Origin of the sequence: Candidatus Albibeggiatoa sp. nov. BB20 (genome assembly GCA_016744725.1) — a bacterium.
Lineage (GTDB): Bacteria > Pseudomonadota > Gammaproteobacteria > Beggiatoales > Beggiatoaceae > Albibeggiatoa.
In genome coordinates this window covers 17310-38533 of record JADGDW010000011.1, presented here as the reverse complement: position 1 = coordinate 38533, position 21224 = coordinate 17310, and the positions used below count along the sequence as shown (strand labels likewise).

General features: G+C 37.4%; 18 protein-coding genes. 9 read left to right on the top strand and 9 right to left on the bottom strand.

Annotated elements, in window-relative coordinates; translation table 11 throughout:
- Positions 1-45: 45 nt before the first annotated feature.
- Positions 46-1359, bottom strand: coding sequence for a homoserine dehydrogenase (locus tag ABXH34_RS02450; protein ID WP_353570269.1), 1314 nt, complete (start codon positions 1357-1359; stop codon positions 46-48).
- 70 nt (positions 1360-1429) lie between these two features.
- Positions 1430-1849, bottom strand: coding sequence for an ExbD/TolR family protein (locus ABXH34_RS02445; RefSeq protein WP_353570268.1), 420 nt, complete (start codon positions 1847-1849; stop codon positions 1430-1432).
- 118 nt (positions 1850-1967) lie between these two features.
- Here ABXH34_RS02445 and ABXH34_RS02440 point away from each other — a divergent pair, with 118 nt between their 5' ends.
- The 4 genes from ABXH34_RS02440 to ABXH34_RS02425 all read left to right on the top strand — a co-directional run bounded on the left by ABXH34_RS02440 (position 1968) and on the right by ABXH34_RS02425 (position 5012).
- On the top strand, positions 1968-2444 hold the full coding sequence (locus tag ABXH34_RS02440; RefSeq protein ID WP_353570267.1) for a hypothetical protein: 477 nt from the start codon (positions 1968-1970) through the stop codon (positions 2442-2444).
- A gap of 805 nt (positions 2445-3249) precedes the next feature.
- Entirely contained in the window at positions 3250-3771 is a 522-nt protein-coding gene (locus tag ABXH34_RS02435; protein WP_353570266.1) for a hypothetical protein, read from the top strand.
- A 2-nt stretch (positions 3772-3773) separates the two neighbouring features.
- Complete coding sequence (locus ABXH34_RS02430; RefSeq protein ID WP_353570265.1) at positions 3774-4253, top strand: chemotaxis protein CheW; 480 nt, start codon at positions 3774-3776, stop codon at positions 4251-4253.
- Between the two features lie 9 nt (positions 4254-4262).
- Positions 4263-5012, top strand: a complete 750-nt coding sequence (locus ABXH34_RS02425) for an energy transducer TonB (protein WP_353570264.1) — start codon at positions 4263-4265, stop codon at positions 5010-5012.
- A gap of 38 nt (positions 5013-5050) precedes the next feature.
- Here the strand turns inward: ABXH34_RS02425 and ABXH34_RS02420 are convergent, their stop codons facing one another.
- Both ABXH34_RS02420 and ABXH34_RS02415 read right to left on the bottom strand, forming a co-directional pair.
- Positions 5051-6616, bottom strand: a complete 1566-nt coding sequence (locus tag ABXH34_RS02420; protein WP_353570263.1) for a hypothetical protein — start codon at positions 6614-6616, stop codon at positions 5051-5053.
- Between the two features lie 126 nt (positions 6617-6742).
- Positions 6743-7855, bottom strand: coding sequence for a type 2 periplasmic-binding domain-containing protein (locus ABXH34_RS02415; RefSeq protein WP_353570262.1), 1113 nt, complete (start codon positions 7853-7855; stop codon positions 6743-6745).
- A gap of 475 nt (positions 7856-8330) precedes the next feature.
- Between ABXH34_RS02415 and ABXH34_RS02410 the strand changes: the two genes are divergently transcribed.
- The 3 genes from ABXH34_RS02410 to rsxB all read left to right on the top strand — a co-directional run bounded on the left by ABXH34_RS02410 (position 8331) and on the right by rsxB (position 12458).
- A complete protein-coding gene (locus tag ABXH34_RS02410) occupies positions 8331-10376 on the top strand; it encodes an ATP-binding protein (protein WP_353570261.1) in 2046 nt (681 codons plus the stop codon).
- A 103-nt stretch (positions 10377-10479) separates the two neighbouring features.
- On the top strand, positions 10480-11784 hold the full coding sequence (locus tag ABXH34_RS02405) for an ABC transporter substrate-binding protein (RefSeq protein WP_353570260.1): 1305 nt from the start codon (positions 10480-10482) through the stop codon (positions 11782-11784).
- A gap of 104 nt (positions 11785-11888) precedes the next feature.
- Positions 11889-12458, top strand: a complete 570-nt coding sequence (gene rsxB / locus ABXH34_RS02400; RefSeq protein ID WP_353570276.1) for an electron transport complex subunit RsxB — start codon at positions 11889-11891, stop codon at positions 12456-12458.
- Between the two features lie 141 nt (positions 12459-12599).
- Here the strand turns inward: rsxB and mlaE are convergent, their stop codons facing one another.
- Positions 12600-13382, bottom strand: coding sequence for a lipid asymmetry maintenance ABC transporter permease subunit MlaE (mlaE, locus tag ABXH34_RS02395; RefSeq protein ID WP_353570259.1), 783 nt, complete (start codon positions 13380-13382; stop codon positions 12600-12602).
- Positions 13379-14191 carry an ABC transporter ATP-binding protein gene (locus ABXH34_RS02390; protein WP_353570258.1) on the bottom strand — a complete coding sequence of 271 codons (813 nt, stop codon included), beginning with the start codon at positions 14189-14191 and terminating at the stop codon, positions 13379-13381. Before ABXH34_RS02390 ends, mlaE begins: the two co-directional genes overlap by 4 nt.
- 320 nt (positions 14192-14511) lie before the next feature.
- On the opposite strand from ABXH34_RS02390, the gene ybgF reads away from it, so the two are divergent.
- Positions 14512-15192, top strand: a complete 681-nt coding sequence (gene ybgF, locus ABXH34_RS02385) for a tol-pal system protein YbgF (protein ID WP_353570257.1) — start codon at positions 14512-14514, stop codon at positions 15190-15192.
- Positions 15189-16100: a class I SAM-dependent methyltransferase gene (locus tag ABXH34_RS02380; RefSeq protein WP_353570256.1), complete on the top strand. Its 912-nt coding sequence runs from the start codon at positions 15189-15191 to the stop codon at positions 16098-16100. The genes ybgF and ABXH34_RS02380 overlap by 4 nt, the downstream gene beginning before the upstream one ends.
- Positions 16101-16191: 91 nt before the next feature.
- On the opposite strand, the gene ABXH34_RS02375 is transcribed toward ABXH34_RS02380, so the two are convergent.
- From ABXH34_RS02375 to ABXH34_RS02365, 3 genes are all read right to left on the bottom strand, one after another.
- Positions 16192-16995 (bottom strand): hypothetical protein, encoded by an 804-nt coding sequence (locus ABXH34_RS02375; protein WP_353570255.1) that lies wholly within the window; start codon positions 16993-16995, stop codon positions 16192-16194.
- A 16-nt stretch (positions 16996-17011) separates the two neighbouring features.
- Positions 17012-17704 (bottom strand): DUF2259 domain-containing protein, encoded by a 693-nt coding sequence (locus ABXH34_RS02370; protein WP_353570254.1) that lies wholly within the window; start codon positions 17702-17704, stop codon positions 17012-17014.
- A 148-nt stretch (positions 17705-17852) separates the two neighbouring features.
- Positions 17853-21065: a right-handed parallel beta-helix repeat-containing protein gene (locus ABXH34_RS02365; RefSeq protein WP_353570253.1), complete on the bottom strand. Its 3213-nt coding sequence runs from the start codon at positions 21063-21065 to the stop codon at positions 17853-17855.
- Positions 21066-21224 lie beyond the last annotated feature (159 nt).

The following is a 21224-nucleotide window of genomic DNA, read 5'->3' as shown; positions in this document are numbered from 1 at the left end:
TTAGGGTGTTGCACGTACTGAGCGGCAGACGTGCAACTTTTTATATTAACCGTTCAAATTTTCCAACCGCATCCGCATTACCTGCCCTTCAATACCTTCCAATGCTTCAATATTTTGAATCGCTTGATTAACCCAAGCTTCTTGTACATCATGAGTTAAAATCACAATTGTAACTGAATCTGCATTGCCCACTTGTTTTTGAATAATTGCTTCGATACTAATATCATTCTCACTGAGTAAACTGGTGACTTGAGCCAACACCCCTTTTCTATCCAATGCGGTCATACGCAAATAATATGATGTTTCAATGTCTTCCATTGGCATCACGGCCATATCTGAAAGGGCATTAGGTTGGAACGCTAAATGAGGTACACGGTTTTCAGGGTCAGAAGTTAAGGCACGAACCACATCGACTAAATCCGCAACCACAGCAGAAGCCGTTGGTTCAGCACCTGCACCCGCACCATAATAGAGGGTAGAGCCAACTGCATCACCTTTGACAAGCACTGCATTCATAACACCATCAACATTAGCAATCAGGCGTTTGTATGGAATCAACGTCGGGTGTACCCGCAATTCAATCCCTTGTTTATGGCGTTTTGCAATCCCTAAATGCTTGATTATATAACCTAATTCATTGGCATATTGTACATCTTCACGGGTGATTTTTGTAATGCCTTCGGTATAGACTTTTTCAAACTGTAATGGCACACCATAAGCGATAGACGCTAAAATCGTTAATTTATGTGCTGCATCAATACCTTCCACGTCAAATGTAGGGTCTGCTTCCGCATATCCAAGCTCTTGTGCTTCAGCCAATACATCAGAAAATTCACGACCTTTGTCACGCATTTCAGTCAAAATAAAATTGCCTGTACCGTTAATAATGCCCGCTAACCAGTCAATATTATTGCCGCTTAAGCCTTCACGAATCGCTTTAATAATTGGAATGCCGCCTGCAACCGCCGCTTCAAAAGCCACCATCACACCCTTGTCTTGAGCCGCTTTAAAAATTTCATTACCATGAATCGCAATTAAGGCTTTATTCGCTGTTACGATGTGTTTGCCTTGTTCAATGGCTTTTAACACCAATTCCCTTGCTAGTTCAGTACCGCCAATTAGTTCTGCAACAATTTCCACTTCAGGATCATTTACCACATCAAAAGGGTCTTGGGTCAATGTCATGTTGTCGGTTTGACAAGCTCGGAGTTTGCTTAAATCACGTGCGCTACCATGGGTCACAACAATACCACGTCCTGCACGACGGGTAATTTCCTCAGCATTGCGTTGTAATACATTGGCTGTTCCGCTGCCTACAGTTCCCAAACCTAATACGCCGATCTTGACCGGATTTAACATATAAGACCTCGATTGTTGTTATTTCTTAGATTTTTTAGGACGCATAGTCCTTAATTAATTGAAAATACCACTACTCAGACTCGTGCACAAACCCCATTTTTTCTACACCTGCTTTTTGGGCTGCAACCATGATTTCTTGCAATCGTTGATAACGTAACATTTTATCAGCATATAAGTATAATTCAGGTTGTGGTATTTGTTGTGCAATCATCTGTAAACGTTGGTTTAAAATTGTATGATCGATTAATTCTTGTTGCCAAAAAATTTGGCCTTGTTGATTTATAGTAAGTTTTATATGAGTCGGATTATTGATAGGATTTTGCGCATCACTGGTTTGTGGTAAATTTACGACAACACTATGTGGTGTCAGCAAAGGCGCTGTAATCATAAACACAATCAACAATACTAACATGACATCAACCAGCGGTATAATGTTGATTTCTGACAATAAACTATCATCTGGCTCTGGTTCAAAATGGTTATTGTGCATTAAACTTAAACCTATATAAAAATAATTGTGTGGTAAAAAAATCAGTGCATATATTTTGCTTTTAGCTTATTATATAACACTTAATTTCAAAATCGCTTATTCCTTAGAGCCAAAGCTTATGTCCAAGAAATCTAACAAGAAAAAAACAGTAAACCCAACACAATGGCGGTGGCAGTTAGATATATTATTATTATTATTGACAGCAAGCATTGTGTTGTGGACTGTTGTAAAAATACAACTTATTGATATGTCCCGTGTCACACAGGCTTATTTACCGCCACTTGAAGAACCTCAAGGTTTTGCGGTTGCATCTCGAGAACGAAATTGGCTTGAAACTGAAGAATCTGTCATGAATCCATTAATTAAAAAATCTGAACAACATCAAGCTGAAACAGCAAAAGATATTGCTGAAGCGCAAGAGTCAACGATTATCGCCAGCGCAACCAAGCCTAAAGCCAGAAAAAAATTAGAATCATGGCGGGAAATTGCGCCTAAAAAGCCTGTCCAAACGGCTGCACCCAAGCGTGCTTATGTGACATCAAGCGAAAAAATCAATAAAAAAGCGGCTTTAACACCTAAAGATGAACTTTTTTAATCTGGTGGCTAAATTGGTAGAACTTCTTGTGAGGAATCTATACTGAACTCCGTCTAAAAATGAACTTTAGTAGGGTGGAATAGCGCAGTGTTTTCCACTAAAGATGTTGGGCATTGAAAAGGTGGAATACGGTGCGTGATAATAAGTCCATATCTGATTAATATTTGGGGCACATCTATTCCACCCTAAATGAATACTTTATACAAACGATGGATTTATATTGATAAAAATTAACCAGCATGAGTAGCAGTTTAAAAGTTCAAATTATTATAACAGCGTAGAATATATTTAATGCAACATAGCACCGCCAATTTTATAATAAATAGTGTTTTTGAGCGCGTTACTGTTATTTAGTACGGCAAATCATAAAAAACAATCAATAGTCTGCCACACAAATAAATCCTCTCGTCACAGCCATTTAAAGTTGAAAAAATGGGCTATATCAAGAAATTCCACATTTATTATTCAAGCTCACATTTTAAATCCTTCCTAATTCCGCCGCACCACATAATAGAAATCATAGTCAATTTCAGTTTATATGTTAGGACTGGCAATTCTTTTATAGTTTAAATATCAATCACTTTTGAAATTTAGGACGGCGAATCCTGTATCACTTTAAAATAAAACGCTATATTTAAAAACCTGAGCTTTGCCAATCAGCAAAAAAGGCATTCTGTTTAATATATCGCAGAAATGACAGCGTTCTCTCAGCAATAAATTGAATCGGTGTAATTATAGAACCATCACTTGTTGTCTTATCATAATACCTCTATTATTAGCAGCATGATTTAAAATAGTGAGGTGTATGATGGTTGCTAAAGTTCACCATCCCGAGCTTTATGTGCACATGGTTTTAGATGGATTAGATTTATTTATTCCGCAAGATGATGTTTTATCAGTTGAAATTATTGCCGATTTGGAAGTAGAGCAAACTGAAATTGGATCAATTGGTTGGTTTGGACAACATGGCCATGGTGATGATGCCCCCGTATTCTGTATTACAGGCAGCTTTGACTTGCTTGAACTGACTGAATTACCAAAGTCTCGTGAATATTTTGTATTGCTCAAATCACTGGATGACGATACCTTACCGCTGGGTTTAACCTGTGACGAATTAGAAGATATGAACGTTCAAAAAGAACATTTATACATTCAGCCTGTACCCTCAATCATGCGTACACCACACTCCCCCATCAGTGAATTACTCATTTATGAAGGCGATGTTGCTTGTATTTCATCAGGCCCCGATATGTCTAAATATTTAATTGACTTATCAGAGCAATATATGGATAAAATGGCGGCATTAGATGCAGCAGAGATGGTGTAAAAATGGCAGAAGAACAAGAAACAACACGTGCGTGGTTACTGGATTTTGGTCAAGGTTTACGGGCTGCAGTGGGTGCACATGAAATGTCTCACGTTTTAATGGAAGCAGATATTTTCAATATTCCCCGTTGTCCTACTTATTGTAATGAAGTGATTGTATGGGAAAATGAGATTTTGCCTATACTTGATGTGGGTGCGTTATTGACAGGGCGTACAATTGAGCGTGAAAATGATTTATTAGGTGTTGCTGTTTACCAATTAACCGATATTCACATTACTTATGTTGCCATGCACTTGGTTGACTTACCGCAAAGTGTATACGTTACTGACGATAGCGCGTGCCCATTGCCTGATTATCAAGAGTTATGGAAACCGTTTGCTATTTCCTGTTTTAAATATGAAGAAAACGTGATTCCTGTGGTTGATTTAGCGTTTTTATTTTCTGGTAAAGTAACCACGCAATTAGATATTTTGAAAAAGTAGCGGGCTGCCATGTTTTTTTCTGCCTTACTCAAAGCTGCTGCACTTTTAAGTTTTGTTATTAGCTTTCATGCGGTTTTGGTTTGGATGTTTCTATTACAACCCAAGCCAATACCCGTAAAAACGCTGCAACGCCCTGTTCAAGTGAGTTTCATCCAATTACAAAAGCCCACTCCAACCCCTGTCAAAATGGTTAAAGCAGCGAGTCGTCCTGTGGCTGTTAACAAACCCAAATCGGTCAAAAAAATTAATAAAAAACCGAGAAAATCCCAATCGAAAAAAAAACAACCTAAAACCAAAACCCGTCAATCAAAAAAAGCACTTAGAAAATCTAATACAACCAAACAAATCACCGTAAAATCGACGCATAACACCAATCCATCCAAAACAGTTAAAAAGACCGAACATAAAACGGCAAGCAATGCCAATCAAGATAATAAAGCAGGGAAAAGCGTATCAAAGCCACTTGTCGTGACAGTACCTAAAAAAATAAGGCCACGTTTTAATCAAGCTTATTTACACCAGCCTAAACCTCCTTATACGCGAATTTTGCGCCGCTTGAATGCGCAAGGCACAGTAAAATTAAGGATTATTTTTGCTAAACAGGGACAAGTTAAACAGGTTTCAATAGTCAGTAGCAGTGGCTCGACTCGCTTAGATAATCATGCCATGCAATATGTGAAAAAACACTGGCGATATAATCCTCCTGAAAAACAACAACAATGGGCAACAGTGATACTGATTCGGTTTTATCTTCAATAAATTGTGGTTCGTTGAATTTGGAGTCTGAAATAAAAATATTAAGTATCTATCAATTTCTCAGTTTCTGAAATTTTGTGTTTAATAATATCTAATTCCTGCTGCTTTTCTTCTAACTGCTCATGCAATTTTTTCAAATATTTCTGTGGGTTGCGGTTTTGTTGCCAACGTCGAATCACATCTACCAAAATAAAAAGTCTCACTAAACGATTCATGGTTGAACGTGCGCGATAGATATTCAACAATTTTTGCCATTTTGCGCTGTAAGTGACGACCATCTTCTGAATAAAGCCAAATTTTGCTAAAAACCCAAATTGAGCAAAACGCAAGAATCGGGCAAATGCTAGCATTGGTAATAGGATAATTAATAATTCAACCCAATGTTTAAGCAGATATTGTTGCCATTTTTTAGTAATTGAAATCTCAATCACAAACTCCGCGACAAATACAGCCCAAACAATAGCATTACCTGTATTCATGATATGTTGTAATAAGATGTGGTCGTGTAACTTTTTCGAAAAAATAAGCTCAATTAACCAAAATGGAGTCATTATCACTAATATTAATATAATCCAAAATAAAAATTGCCGTTCTATCTTGTCAAATAGCTCTTCTCTCACTAATTCCCAGTGGCTAAAATACCAGATATATTCCTCAGTATGACAGCGGCGTGCTGCCAAGTGTAACGGGGGAAATAACACGATAAAAAATGCGGCGACGAAACTACGCCATGTTTTATTTGGACATAGACTTAAATACAAGCCACGTTCTATTGCAAAAACAAACCATAATCCAAACAAAATCCATTGCATCTCATCTAAATAATGTAAGCTCTGCATTCCATGATCTGTTTGATAATACTGAATTAAAATAGCTGATAATCCTAAAAAAACAATTTTCAGCAAAAACATGAATCTGACAATGTAATTATCAATTAAATTGTAATAAGCTTGGAAACCAAATACTTGAATCAGGCGGTTGAGGGCTGCTAATGGGAAAATGAATATCAATAAATCTAACCAATGATTTGTTAAATATTGCAGCGGTTTTGATGAAATGCCCAACATAATCGCTAATTCAATAATCCACAATGTCACAATCAAACTCATGCCTAACAATTTTGCGTGCATGAACCATGGCTGTTGGATTAAAAATTCAGTTGGAATCCAAAGGGATAAAACCGACAGGGGTGCAAGCACTATGAGCGCAATTAATAAGATAGGATAAGTAAAGAGTTGTTCTATTTTAGCTACATTATCGGTATCAACAGATTTCCAATTCCCAAGCCACACCTTGTTCTCTGAGAGATGGCTTAAACGTAAAGCAGGAAACAGACTTGCGAGTAAATATTGATAGGTTTGCTGCTGACGGGAAACAAGGTCTGATAGAAAAATATAGCTAAGCCAACGCTCAATAAATACCAAAAACCAAAGCAGTGGCAGTAATTTAAATAAAATCTCACCTAAGTAAGGGATATGTTGAGAATAGTGATGTGCGTCATAAATAACATAAATAACACTCAAAAAGACAAAACTGAGTGAGATTAAAAACCAAAAGCTGGGGATTATTTTATGCTGGAATTGTTGGCGTTTTCCTATCCAATACATTAGGCTAACCTTTTGGATTTAAGCTACGAGCATTATTGTATAACAGGCTATCCCTGCGATACATTAAACTAAAAATATGACGAAATCATAAAAGTGCGAGCCTAATTAAGCATTGTTTCGCATAGCTCAAAAGTTTTTAGTTTCCAATGTAATGCCCCATTTATTGGATAAACGCTCAATTAAGCTCGATTCTAAACCCTGAGCTTTATTATAACGGGCTAAGCTATCAACTATTGCGCTTTGATAAGCATTGTTTGGATCTATAATAATGCCGTATTGTTGATAGTTGATCACACTGGGCAATAAGCGAATATTTACCGCGCTATCATAACGGCCTTTAAAAAAGTTTCGTAACTCTACGCTATTGTGTACTAGTGCATCAATTTTAAAGGTTTCAAGCAGTTGAAAACCTTGTTTTAAGTTATCCACTTCGATAAATTCAGTATGTGGATCACGCTGTTTTAGATAGTGTTTGATATAGCTTGAATCTTTGAGTATTGCAACAGTTTTACCATCGACATCATCTTGTTTATGAATTTGATTACCACTGGCCGCTAAGCTAAATGAAACTGTCAAAATACTGAGTAATGCGCCAAACATTACCATTCCTAAAATATGCCAAGTAAAATCAAAAAATAGAGCGATTCCTCGGCTTGTATCAAAACCTTCCCAACCAATAATTAAATTGATATTCCACCATATCACGCCTAAAAATTCTTTTATAAAATTTCGATGAAATCGGCGATATTCTTTAGGTTGCAAACGATCTACAGCCCAACGAATAAATGCAGTAATGGCTAAAACACTCAGGGCAATCCATAAAATTTTCCATGATAAATTTGAGGCTAAATCAGAAAGCACCTGTTTAACAATATGTGTCGTGGTATATTCTTTAACTGTTGCAGTTTGTAGACCCAGTTGTAACACATTTGAAGCAGGAAAATTGACTAAGCCAATATCAGCTTTGTTTGTATTCACCGCCAAAATTGCATCTTTCATATCCTCGCTGTAATACCATTGAGAACATAAATGTAAATCTTTTTTTATTTGATGCCATAAATCTATATTAAATCCAGATGGTTGGCGTTTATCAGCTTCTTGTTCCTTATCATACTGGCTCCAAGGCACGCTATTAGCGATTGCAACCGTCATACAGTTGTTATCTTGGGCTTGAGAGACAGGCAGGGTTAAACAGGCAGTAAGAAGAATAAGAAATATGTAATATTTAAGCTTTTCCATTCAGGGCTTTAGCTATTGGTTGTCTTTAGTTAAGAGTGGCGATAAGTTGTTATTTCAGCCCGCAGATTGTAGCTCAATTGGGAATCATTTAGCAATATAATCGGAACTTAAAATATATATAAAGATTCAAACATAAAATAACAACAATATTTATAATAATAACTTAAATTGCTAAATGAATTTGGTTTTGTTTTAAGTGGCTAAACAATTGCTTTTAAAGCTCTAAAAAATACGTCGGACTGAAATTGCTTTAATATGTAATTTAAATTATTAGCGCAAATAAAATCAATAAATAAAAAACCATTTCTATTAATCACAATAAGAGGTATTATTAATTAATAATACACTTTAAAAGCACGTCTGCTAAATCAGTAATATTTTGAATATAAATAATAAAATCAATATAGTCGCACAAGCCATAATGTATGTATAAATTCAATTACAAACCACTTTTATGATAAATAAGGCTTCTACCATGAGTTTACGTTGGAAGTTACTCATTCCTACACTCCTCACTAGCATATTGCTTATAGCGGGCATGATTTATATTAGCTTATTGCAGTATAATCTATATGAAAGACAAGTTGAATATAGCCAGTTTATTCATAAAGCAAAAGTGCAAACTGATTTACAGCAAATGGCTAAAGATACGCAACAAGTTGCCCATGTTTTAGTTGAAGATTGGCGAATGGCTGATGGGTTGCTAACTGAAAATAGAGACGGCTTATTAGAATTAATCCAACCTTTTTATACAGGTTTAGCATTTGACTGGGTCACAGTATATGATAAGCAGGCAAAAGTCGTTGTCAGAGCAGATCAACCTACATGGTATGATTTTCCAGATGCGCTACAAAAAGAAGTCTTATCCGCACTTGATTCAACTGAATCTATAACAATTTTAACCTTACTTGAGGAACAACTATTACTGGTCTCTTTAGAACATTTACGCCCTGATATTCATGGTGTAGACGGTTTGGTTGCTATTGGCTATATCATTGATAAAACATGGCTACAACATTTTTTAGCAGCACAGTTACATGCTTTTGATTTACAACTTTTTTATTCAACATGGCAGCTATCAGTATTAGACTCAGAATCTAGTCAGCTCAATTGGTATAAATTTACGATTACGCTGAATAATATTCACAGCAGTTTCCCGTTATTCGGCAAAATTCATGAAACAACACCACAAGATACAACGGGTTCATCATTGCAAATTGTGCTGACTGTTTTACTATTGTTAACCATTAGCAGTATTGCCCTATTCATTTCACACCGTTTAATCCGCATTACGGTTTATTCATTACAGCAGGCTCAGGATGAAGCAAATCAAGCCAAACATGCATCTGAAATTGCGAATCAAGCCAAAAGCACCTTTCTTGCCAGTATGAGTCATGAACTACGCACCCCACTCAATGGGATTTTAGGTTATGCACAAATTCTTGGTTTTGATGATGATCTTAACGAGGAACAACGTAGTGGTTTGGACATTATTCAAAGTAGCGGTGAACATCTGTTAATGTTAATTAATGAGGTGCTAGATTTATCTAAAATTGAAGCAGGCAAAATTGAATTATTTTCTGATGATGTGCATTTTGATAGCTTTATTAGAAATGTTGTCAATATTTTTGTATTGCGGGCGCGGGAAAAAGGAATTAAGTTTCACTATGAACCTGTATCATCGATACCAAATATGATTCATGTTGATGAACAACGTTTGCGCCAAGTATTGATTAATTTGCTCGGTAATGCGATTAAATTTACTGACCATGGCAGTGTGACTTTACAAATAGGTTATGACAGCGGCGGGCATTTACGGTTCGATGTTATCGACACAGGCCAAGGTATTGATGCCGCGAATCAAGCTAAAGTATTCAACCCGTTTCAACAAGTGGGTGAGCATCTGAAAAAAACTGAAGGAACAGGCTTAGGCTTAGCAATCAGTCAGAAAATTGTAGCGATGATGAATGGTACGCTAAGTGTACACAGTGAATTAGGCAAAGGCAGTACGTTCACGGTATGTTTAAATTTACCACCGATCAGTAATATTAATGAAGCAATGTTGTCTCAATCTGATACGCAGCCTATTCCTAATGGTTATCAAATGCTTGGTCACAATAGCACGCGTGATAAATATCATATTTTAGTGGTAGATGACACACCCGCTAATCGGACTTTGTTAAAAGCCTTTCTCAAACCATTGGGTTTTGTTGTCAAAACTGCAGAGAATGGTCAAGAAGGCCTTGAACTGGCTCAATCTTGGCGGCCTGATTTAATCTGTACTGATATTGTCATGCCTGTTTTAGATGGATTAGAATTGACCCGTTTGATAAGAAAACAATATCCTGATTTACCGATTATTGCACTTTCTGCCAGTGCGTTTAAAGCTGACCATGACCGAGCAATCGCTGCAGGATGCAATGGTTTTTTGCCTAAGCCGTTTTATTTTATTGATTTACAAATTATTTTGAGTACAAATTTAGATTTAAAATGGACTTTTGCAGCAGAATGCTCAAATTAGAGACTATTAGCATCAATCATCCTTCCCAGTTCAATTGACAATAGAGCAAGCCCAACAATTATTTAGCTTAACCAAGGTCTGTTCAAAATTCAGGAGTATGGCAATGAATGGCTTAACTAAAATCTTTGTTTTACGTGCGTTCTCCGTAAAATTACGACCTTGGCAAAATAATTTAAATAAAACATTATTATGGGTTTGGTATAACTCAGTAAATTTTAGTTTGTTATTCAGTATGTTATTTGCAAGTTATGGGCTTGCAGCAACAGAACCTGTTCGGCTTTATCTCGACGCTGATGCTACGAATACAATTGAGTCTACGCTTTCGATTGAACAAGGCATACTCACAGCACTGCATGAAGTGAATAATGAATTAGCAGGTCGTCCAGTTGAATTAGTCAAACTAGATCATCAAGGTAATTCTGCCCGCAGTCGTCAACATCTCGAACAGTATTTGCAAGATGAAAATGCACTGGCTCTTTTTTCTGGCCTGCATTCCCCACCATTATTAGCCAATTTAACTTTTATCAATCAACAAAAAATCTTAGCCCTTGTGCCTTGGGCAGCGGCTGGGCCTATTACTCGTTATGCTGGCGGTGAGAATTGGGTGTTTCGCCTATCTATAGACGATAGCAAAGCGGGTTATGTGATTACAGATTATGCAGTAAAACAACGTAAATTTAAAACGCCTCATTTACTACTAGAACGCACAGGTTGGGGCAAAGCGAATCATAAAGTAATGACTACAGCACTTTTAGCCCTTGGCTATGCTGAGCCACGAGTCACTTGGTTTAATTGGGGTGTTGTTGAAGGTAAAGCCCGCGCTATTTTGCGTACGATTAGTTATAGCAATGCAGATGTGATTTTTTTCGTGGGTAATGCACCAGAAGGTAAAACCTTTGCTAAAGCAATGCTGAAATTACCTGAAACACAGCATTTACCGATTGCCAGCCATTGGGGTATCACAGGCGGTGATTTTCCCAAAGTGATTGATGTCACCATGCGTGAACAATTAGATTTAGCTTTTATTCAAACGTGTTTTTCTTTTCTGGATATAGATGATGATCCGTTTGCTCAAAATGTATTAAAACAAGCAAAAACATTATTCCCACAGCTAAAAACAGCCTATGACATAAAAGCACCAACGGGATTTATTCATGCTTATGATTTAACCCGGATATTGATTGCCGCAGTGAACCAAATTGAATTGACTCAAAATATAGTACAAGATCGTGCAGCAGTCCATTTAGCATTAGAAGATTTACAACAACCCGTTGAAGGCTTACTCAAAACCTATAACAAGCCATTTTCTGTGTTTTCCAAAGATAATACCGATGCACATGAAGCTTTAAATATGCAAGATTTTACAATGGGGCACTATGGCCAACAAGGAGAAATTGATTTATATTAACTTATGTTATGATTTGCTATGTTATCATTGTTAGTGCAACAGGGAACATCACATTTAAGTTTTAAGATTCAATGTAAAAGGAATGAGTTAAGCTCATGATAATGATATTAACTGCCATCGCTGTCATCAGTTTGTTAGCTTTATTTTTTGGTTTGTTATTAGGTTATGCAGCAATCAAGTTCAAGGTAGAAAGCAACCCCATTGTCGATCAAATTGACGCATTATTGCCGCAGCAGCAGTGCGGTAAATGTACTTTTCCGGGTTGTCGCCCTTATGCAGAGGCAATGGCAAATGAGGAGGCAGAAATTAACCAATGTCCGCCCGGTGGTGAAACCACTATGTTAGCTTTGGCTGAATTATTGGATAGAGAACCCAAGCCAATTGATGGCAATGATGATGATTTAGAAGAGAATATAAGCTTAGTTGCGATCATTGATGAGAATACATGTATTGGTTGTACTCTATGTATTCAAGCCTGTCCTGTTGATGCGATTTTAGGTGCTGCGAAGCATATGCACACTGTCATTGCGAAAGAATGCACAGGTTGTGAATTATGTTTACCGCCATGCCCAGTAGATTGCATTACAATGGAACCGATCCCACAGAGCACAGTGACTTGGAAATGGCCTTATCCTCTTCACACGATGGTTGAGGAACAGCGTAAAGCTGCTTAGGATTAGAGATGTGTTAGGAAGCTTCAAAACGGGTCATTCTGAGATTAAAGCCTGTCAGTAAAATCAACTACAGAGTATAAAAAATTGGCAGTCCCATTACATCATGAGGCTGCCAATAATTTAAATTAGGCTTATTTCCCTTTAAATATCCCCAAACATCACCGCCGTTAATACAAAGTCTAAAGCCAAGATAGACAAAGAGGAATAGACCACAGTTCGGGTTGTGGCGCGACTGACACCTTCAGAAGTTGGAATACAATCATAACCTTCAAATACCGCAATCCAAGTCACGACAAAACCAAAGAAAATACTTTTTATAACACCGTTTAAAATATCACTGCGCCATTCTACTGATGCCTGCATAAATGACCAAAATGCACCATCATCAACCCGCAAGACAGTCACTACAATTAAATAGCCACCGAATACGCCAACGGCACTGAAAATAGCCGCCAACAATGGCATAGAGAAAAGGCCTGCCAAGAATCGAGGTGCAATAACCCGTTTGTAAGGATTAACGGCCATCATTTCCATGGCTGATAATTGCTCTGTGGCTTTCATTAGGCCAATTTCTGCAGTCAATGCCGAACCTGCTCGACCTGCAAATAAGAGGGCTGTAATCACAGGGCCTAATTCTCGTACCAACGATAATGCAACCACTGCGCCTAGAATTTCTGTTGAGCCAAAATTCACTAAGGTATTATAAAGTTGTAAGCCCAGCACCATGCCCACGAATAAACCAGACACTAAAATGATACTCAGCGATAACACGCCAACAGCATACATTTGCGCAATGACTAAGCGAAATCGAGTAAACAAAATCCCTAATGAAGCCAAAATCTGGCCTAAGAAGATTTGCGAACGACCAAATTTAGAAAATGAATCTAAGGTTGAACGGCCTAATTGTTGAAACTGATTCATCATGCCGCGTCTCCTAATAATTCCTCTGCATAAGTGGGGGCTGGGTAATGGAATGGGACAGGCCCATCAGATTCCGCATTCACAAACTGTTTAACCCATGCTGAATCCGAGTTTTTCAATTCTTCTGGTGAACCCACACCCACGATTTTGCCATTGGAAAGTACATAAACTTTATCAGCGATGCTCAAGGTTTCATGCACATCATGCGACACTAAAATACTGGTTAAACCTAAGGCATCATTAATCGAACGGATTAAGCGCACCAACACCCCCATAGAAATCGGGTCTTGACCTGTAAATGGTTCGTCATACATCATCATGGTTGGATCGGTGACTAATGAACGCGCCAAGGCTACACGCCGTGCCATTCCGCCTGATAATTCACTGGGCATCAAGAGTCGTGCACCGCGTAAACCAACCGTTTGCAATTTCATCAATACTAAATGGTAAATTAAAGATTCAGGCAATTTTGTGTGTTCACGCAGAGGGAATGCCACATTTTCATATACATTTAAATCTGTCAGCAATGCACCTGTTTGGAATAACATGCCCATTTGTCTACGCAATTTATATAAAGCAGATGAACGTAATTTAGGAATATTTTGTCCTTCCATTTCAATTGTTCCTGCCATTGGTTTAAGCTGACCGCCAACCAAACGCAATAAGGTCGTTTTACCTGTACCGCTAGGCCCCATAATCGCTGTAATTTTACCGCGTGGAATATCTAAATCTATATCATCAAAAATCCAACGTTCCCCACGGGCAAACTTTAAACCGCGTACTTTAATTAAAATGTCATCCGTTTCAATCATGGCAACACCATTATGCTTAAGTTGGGCATAACATACCATGTCAGCTAAAGATAGGGAACTCTCTAAAAAATAATTTAATTAACTCCTGTGACCTACAGATTTTAAAAAATTTTATTAGGATGGGATAAGGGCTGGTTTTTAACTCACTGCTTATGCGTTTTATTCGGCGGGGTTCATTCCATTCTACAATTGATTCGATGATTTCCCGTTTATTTGAAACAGGTTTGAGCATTTTGCTATAAAAATGGGTTTATCTTGTTTTATTCCCATAAATTCTGCAAAATATGGATTAACTTATGTCTCACTTTATGAGGTGTTTTATGCAAAAATGGCTATGGTTTGGGCTTTGTGTTTGGATGCATTCAGCATCGGCACAAACTCAACTTGAATCAGACATGCTGTACTTACAACAGCAAGTTTCACAATTACGGCAAACGATGTTGGAACAAGATAGCCAAATCGCACAGCAACATATTGAAATTCAACAGCTCCGTGGTGAGATCGAATTACTTGAGCATCAAGTTAAACGCATGGAAACACAACGACTTGAACCAATAGCAAAACCAACTGTGACAACACCTATTGGCCGCAACAATATTGCACCAAACAATCCAACAACATCTGATGATAAAAAAGCCTATCAAAAAACCTACTTATCGCTGGAAGCGGGCAATGATGAATTAGCGATTAGCAACTTTCAAGAATTTCTCATTATGTATCCAAACAGTCAATATGCTGATGATGCACAATATTGGTTAGCTGAAGCTTATTATTCAAAACAAGATTTTATTTCGGCTTTAGTCACTTATGAGCAATTAACTGAACGCTATGCAAATAGTACCAAGCGTGCTCAAGCTGAATTGAAAATAGCGTATTGTTACTATGAATTAAAAGATTTTGGACAAGCTAAAACTTTATTCACTCAAGTCAAACAAAAATATCCGAACGAATCTGTTGCACGTTTAGCATCCAAAAAATTAGCAGAGATGAATCAGCAATGATAGTACAAAAGTTTTATGATTATGCTTCATTCAAACAATATTATTTAAATGGGCAATTCTCAGCAAATAGAGCATTTGAACAAAACCTAATTGAGCAACATGCTAAGCAGGATTCATTTAAATTTAGTGGTATTTGTAAAGGCTGTGATAAACATTCGATGTTTTTAGTTGATAAGCAATTTGGTGGCGTTACAACAGAGAAAGGTTGGTTACCCAATTGGCGAGAACGGATTTTATGTCAATGTCATTTGAATAACCGACAACGCGCTATTCTTCACGCTATTAAAGACAGTATTCGTGAACGTCGTGAAGCCAATGACCAACCATTAACGCTATATGCAACCGAACAAATTACCCCTGTTTATCAATGGCTAGTCAATTATTTTAAGTCTCTTGAAGATGTAACTTGTATTGGTAGCGAATACTTAGGTGAAGAAATTGAAGGCGGTACGCTACAGGATGGATTGATTAAGAATATGCGCCATGAAAATCTGGAACAACTAAGTTTTTCTGATAGCAGTTTAGATTTAATCATGTCAAATGACGTACTAGAACATGTCAATCAACCCAACAAAGCATTACAAGAAATTTATCGGGTTTTAAAACCTGCAGGGGAATTATTCCTATCAATCCCATTTCATGTGGTATCAAAACAAACTGTGTGTCGTGCTGAAGTCAAAAATGGGCAATTAGAACACTATTTAGAACCTGCTTATCATGGTAATCCTATTTCAGAACAAGGTTCACTGGTTTTCAATGATTTTGGTTGGGATTTTTTAGAGCAGTTACGTGAAGTAGGTTTTGCTGATGCTTGTTTATGCCATTATTGGTCAAAGCTCTATGGCTATTTAGGTGAGCCTCAGTATTATATTTTAGCCAATAAAGCTGAAGAATCATTAAGTATTTAAAAACCTTTTGATCGCTTGTTGTCACATAAAATATTATCACACGGCCTTACTCGCTCTTGAGGAACTAAGTAAGGCTAAATTTGAAGTTTATCTATTCGCTTTTATCTAATAAATCCGAATACATGTCATAAGCCATCCATTGGGTTTTCTTCGATAAAAAGATTGTGTTATAACTACTTGTGGTAATTTGCTGCAATGTACCTAATGCTTGTTTCTCATCTGTTTTTGCTAAATTTAACAATTCTTGGGCGGATGTCGGCTTAGCTCCGAAAAACTCAACAAAATGCGCACCATACTGAATCGCCATGGCATCATCCCAATTCCATTGGTGTACGATATGATAGGCAAAAGGTGTGGTTAAATAACGAATATCTACGCCTTTGGTTAATGCAATTAGAATAAACCATAAATCCCACCAAGGTGTACCAAGACAAAATCGAGACTCAGGTATAAAGGGGATGATTTTTTTATCAAAAAAAAACGTATCCATCCCACGCCACCAAGTACGCCCCGCAGGCTGCTCTAAATCATCGACATCAATTCGTGAGGCAAATAACAATGCACCTTTTGTATATTGTTCTAAAAAATCAACAATTTGTGGTGCTGCTTTAAAATGAATATCAGAATTTACAATGCCACAAACAGGCGTGCCATGCTTTTCTAAATAGGCCAGAACATCTTTAATATAAACCAATGGGCGGCCTGCTTGTTTACGTGCATCACGCTTGGCTTCATGAAAAGTGACATGTGGAAATTGTGAGCGTAATTGTTTGATTTCTTGCTTAATATTAACTGAAACGACTTTAAAGCCACATTTTACCCAGCTTTCTGTTGCAAGCTTTTGGTTTTCAATATTTTTAGGGGCAATACTAGTTGCAATAATAATTTGAGACAAAATCTAACTCCAAAAACTAGTTTAATGTACCCGTTACAATCATGTAGCGCATACTGTTACCTTCAAAACCTGCTTGAAATACATTTAAAAATACCACGACAAATTCTTCATGATAAGCATAAACATCTTGGATTCGATAACCCAGTGGACACCCTCGATCTTTTGGAATATTTCTATCTTTTTGCAAGGTTTTGGTTTTCTTCGCGCCTTCATTAAGCAAGGTTAGGTGAAACATTTTAGCTTTGCCTGCACCACAATTAATATTACTGCCTTGTTCCTGCAAATTTAATTTATATTTGATATTTGGCATATTAGCCAATGGTGTACCGACTGAAAAACGCACTTGTTTACCATTTGCTCCAATATCGTTGAAACGTTTAGATACCAGTAAATCGCCTTGATTATTGGTGCGGATTTTATATTTTTTGAGCTTACCTGAAGCTGCTTTGATATTTTTTTGACGTAGCGTCGATAATTGGTGGCTATCTGGATGATGATGTACAATCGGTGGAATCGTATGACGATTTCGCTCAACATCAATAATGTGAATTTCAGCATGGGCTGCATCTTCACCGTCAGAAATCCAAAACTGTTGATAAGCGAGATAATTACCCGCATCGGAAAAACCAATAAAGTTTAACTTTGCCGCATCGCCAGCCCAAACCGAAAAACTTGCTAATAACAGGAATAACACCGTAAACCATTTCATTATTATCCTACTCCTTCTCAGTGACCAGTAAATAAATTATCAATGTATATACAGTAAATTTAAACAGATTTTCTGTTTTTAACTATCACAAAAAAAGCCAGATTAGTCAAACCTAACCCAGCTTTTTTAATTCATAAGTTAAGCAATGTTATTTAGGAATAATCACCACTTCAACATTAGACACTTCACTTGCAACTAGCTTGCCGTTAATTCGCGCAAAACCAAGCACCGCAAAATAATATTCTGAACCCGGTGCTAACTCACCTGAGACACTATTACCTGCAAATTGGAATTTACCCAATGATTCTGCATTTGGATAGGGTGCATAGTACACATAATATATTTCAGCGTTTGGAATACTTGTCCAATCCAATGTCACATTATTACCATTTACGGTTGAAGTGAGTTGAGGAGCTGCAATATTTTGTGCTGGCACGTCAAAGGTTTCAACATTAGAATTTGAGCTACGAATTTCTTGCCCATTCACAACTGCTTTTGCAACCACAGTGACGTTATAAGCAGAGCCCGGTAATACTTCAATGCTATGGGATGTGCCACCGATTTCAGCTAATAAATTCACTAAGTCTGGCCGTTCAGCCGTTGAATAATAAATTTCATAACTGGTCGCATTAGCAACGGCCGTCCAAGTAAAGTTTGCTGTAGTATCAACAATATTGAGACTTAATTGCGGTACTGCCAAGGTGGTAACTATTGGGATTGTAGGCGTTGTTGATGTGCCACCACTACCATCTAATAACACAGCATCAGGATTAACAATATGCCCTACATATTCTTGAACCAACTCACGGCGAATCTCATCCCAATCATTCACGTCAGACGCAGCACTTGAACCATCATCTAACATCAATACTTTTGAAGAATAAGCGGCAAGGGTTAAGTTGCCCGTTACAGCATTACCATTTAAACCTTTGTAAGTCGCGCTACCCAAATTGAAATCATGAGAACGTTCAGTTGGATTCATGAATAGTTGAGCAATATCAGTCGCTAATGGCGTATCTTGTAATTGCACTTCAGCTACAGAAATATTATCAATCCAATAGGTTTTGCTATCGTCCTCTGTGATGGTGAACAATAATTTCATCGCATCAGAGGTTTCACCTGCTTGGAAATAATATTCATGCTCTTTACGTGTATTCGCCATGGCAAAATTTGCGCGTTCTACGAAAATATATTCAGGCTTAGTTCTGGCAATTGCCAAACTCACACCACCATAGGTTTTGCCCAATGTACTAAATGAGACTTTATACCAAGAACCCTCCGTCATTGAGAACGTGTTTTGTTGAAAAATAGTAAAGCTGGTTTTCGTGCCGTTATCAGCAGGATAAACCACTTTCAAGCTACCACCGTCCAATTTACCCGTATCGAATGTAAGATAATCCCCAACAGGAGCCCAACTAGATTCATCAACATCAAAGCTGCCTTTAGACATTAAATTACCACCAATCGGCGTTGATTTATAACTGGCTAATTTGATGCTACATTCAGTTGCAGTGGTCGAGTATTGAGGGAATTTTTTCTTCCAATGCGGCAATGAGTAAGATTTGCCATCACGTTTTAAGTACACATCATTATATGGGTTGCAATAGAAGTTAGTGTTATAACGACCGTGATTAGTATCATTGGTCAGCAAAATAGCAATGCGTTCAGGGTCTAAAGGCACTAAGGTATTATTTTCAACTACGTTGCCATAAGATGGGCCTAATTCATCTTCTAAGCGCACTTCAACATCATTATTAAACGTCAAATTGTTACGTACAGTGGTGTTGATAAACGCATTTAAACGAATCCCAACATCTTGGTTGTTCGCAACCGTATTGCCTTCAATGGTGTTACCTTTCCATTTACTGTTTGAACCGATGCCCATGCCATAAGTAGTGTGATGGTTACAAGGGTCTTTGGCTAAACTCATACAACCGTTAGAATCATCTACGTTGCCAATTGAATTCAAAGTGAAATTGCCGTTTACTTTGGTATTATCAGAGTTATAAACAATCGCGCCACCATCATTTAATAAGGCCAGCGTATTCATCACTAAGTTATTTTCAATAATATGTTCACCACCTGCGTGTAATGAAATACCGACATAACTACTGGTATCAATGAAGTTTTTACGCACGTTATAGCCTGTACTAAATACAGAAATTGGAATCCCACCGAATTCACCTTTATAACGCCAGCCATAAACCCGATACATCGCGGTGTTAGTAATATAGTTTTTCTCAATTACAGTATTGCCTAAATCAAAAGAATTAGGGCTAAATAATTCAAAACCTGATTTTATTTGATGATCCAGATAATTATTTGCAACGTATAAATCTGCACAACTGAATGGTTTTAAAGCACGTAAGTTGTGAATGAAAATATTGTGTTGAATCGTGACATTATTAGTTTGGCTTAAGGCAATGGCAACATCTGTATAGTGTTGAATATTCAAATTTTGAATCGTCGCGCCATTTTGCTTATTACCCAAAGTGATGCCAGAACTATAAAACATCCCTTCGATCTGCAAATTATTAGGGTTGGCATTATTTTTAGGGTAAAGATAGATTTTGCGTGCATCTTGGTCGTAATACCATTCACCAGGGTGATCTAATTCTTCTAATTTATCATCGATGAAATAGCCCCAATCAGGTAACTGATAAGTACCAATGCTGTATTTATCGGTGGTTGCTACAATCTTACCTGTGGCAGAATTGAACCCAGTAATCGGTATAATACGATAGCTCCAACTATAGTTACGTAAACGTAAAATCGCACCTTTCCAATAATTATCAGGCTTTTTATAGTCCACTAATGCTTGGTCACTAATTGCATTTTTACCTAATTTAGTCGTACCTTTATCAATCACTAACCAGTTTTTGTCTAAAGGTGAATCTACGTTAGGATAACGCGCAATCGTCATCATGCTATCATTAGCAAATAGATATTGGATTGGGTCATAAGTGCCGTCAGAATTAGGTGTAATAAACGGCGTGACATCTGCCTCATAGACTTTACTGCTGTCTAAATTAGGATGGGTGGTTTTTTGCCAATTTTGAATAAGCACACTACCTTTTAATATAGGTGCGTCGCCATCACCATAGGCATCAAATGAGATGTTTTGCGGTTGTTTGTGTAAACTCATTTCACCACGGAATGTTTCACCGCGCTTTAACAAGATTTTTGCACCATCAGGGAAAATTTCTTGTTTTACTCTACTGGGCGTTTGCCAAGCTGTTTCAGGACTTAGCCCATCATTTGCATCATTACCATTATTGGCAATGTAATAGACACTGGTGGCATACAAATTAGATGACATCAATAATAAAGTCATCGCCAGCCATCGAGTCAGATGTTTCATGGCATCTCCTTAAATGTTTTAACTACCATAACTGTTTATTATAGAGGAACTATAAGGGTTTGGATACTTTAAGGACAAGCAGAATCAGGGATTAAATTCATTCTGACTATAGTAAAAATAAAACCAATACTTAATGTTAGATAGGATTCATTTGATTGT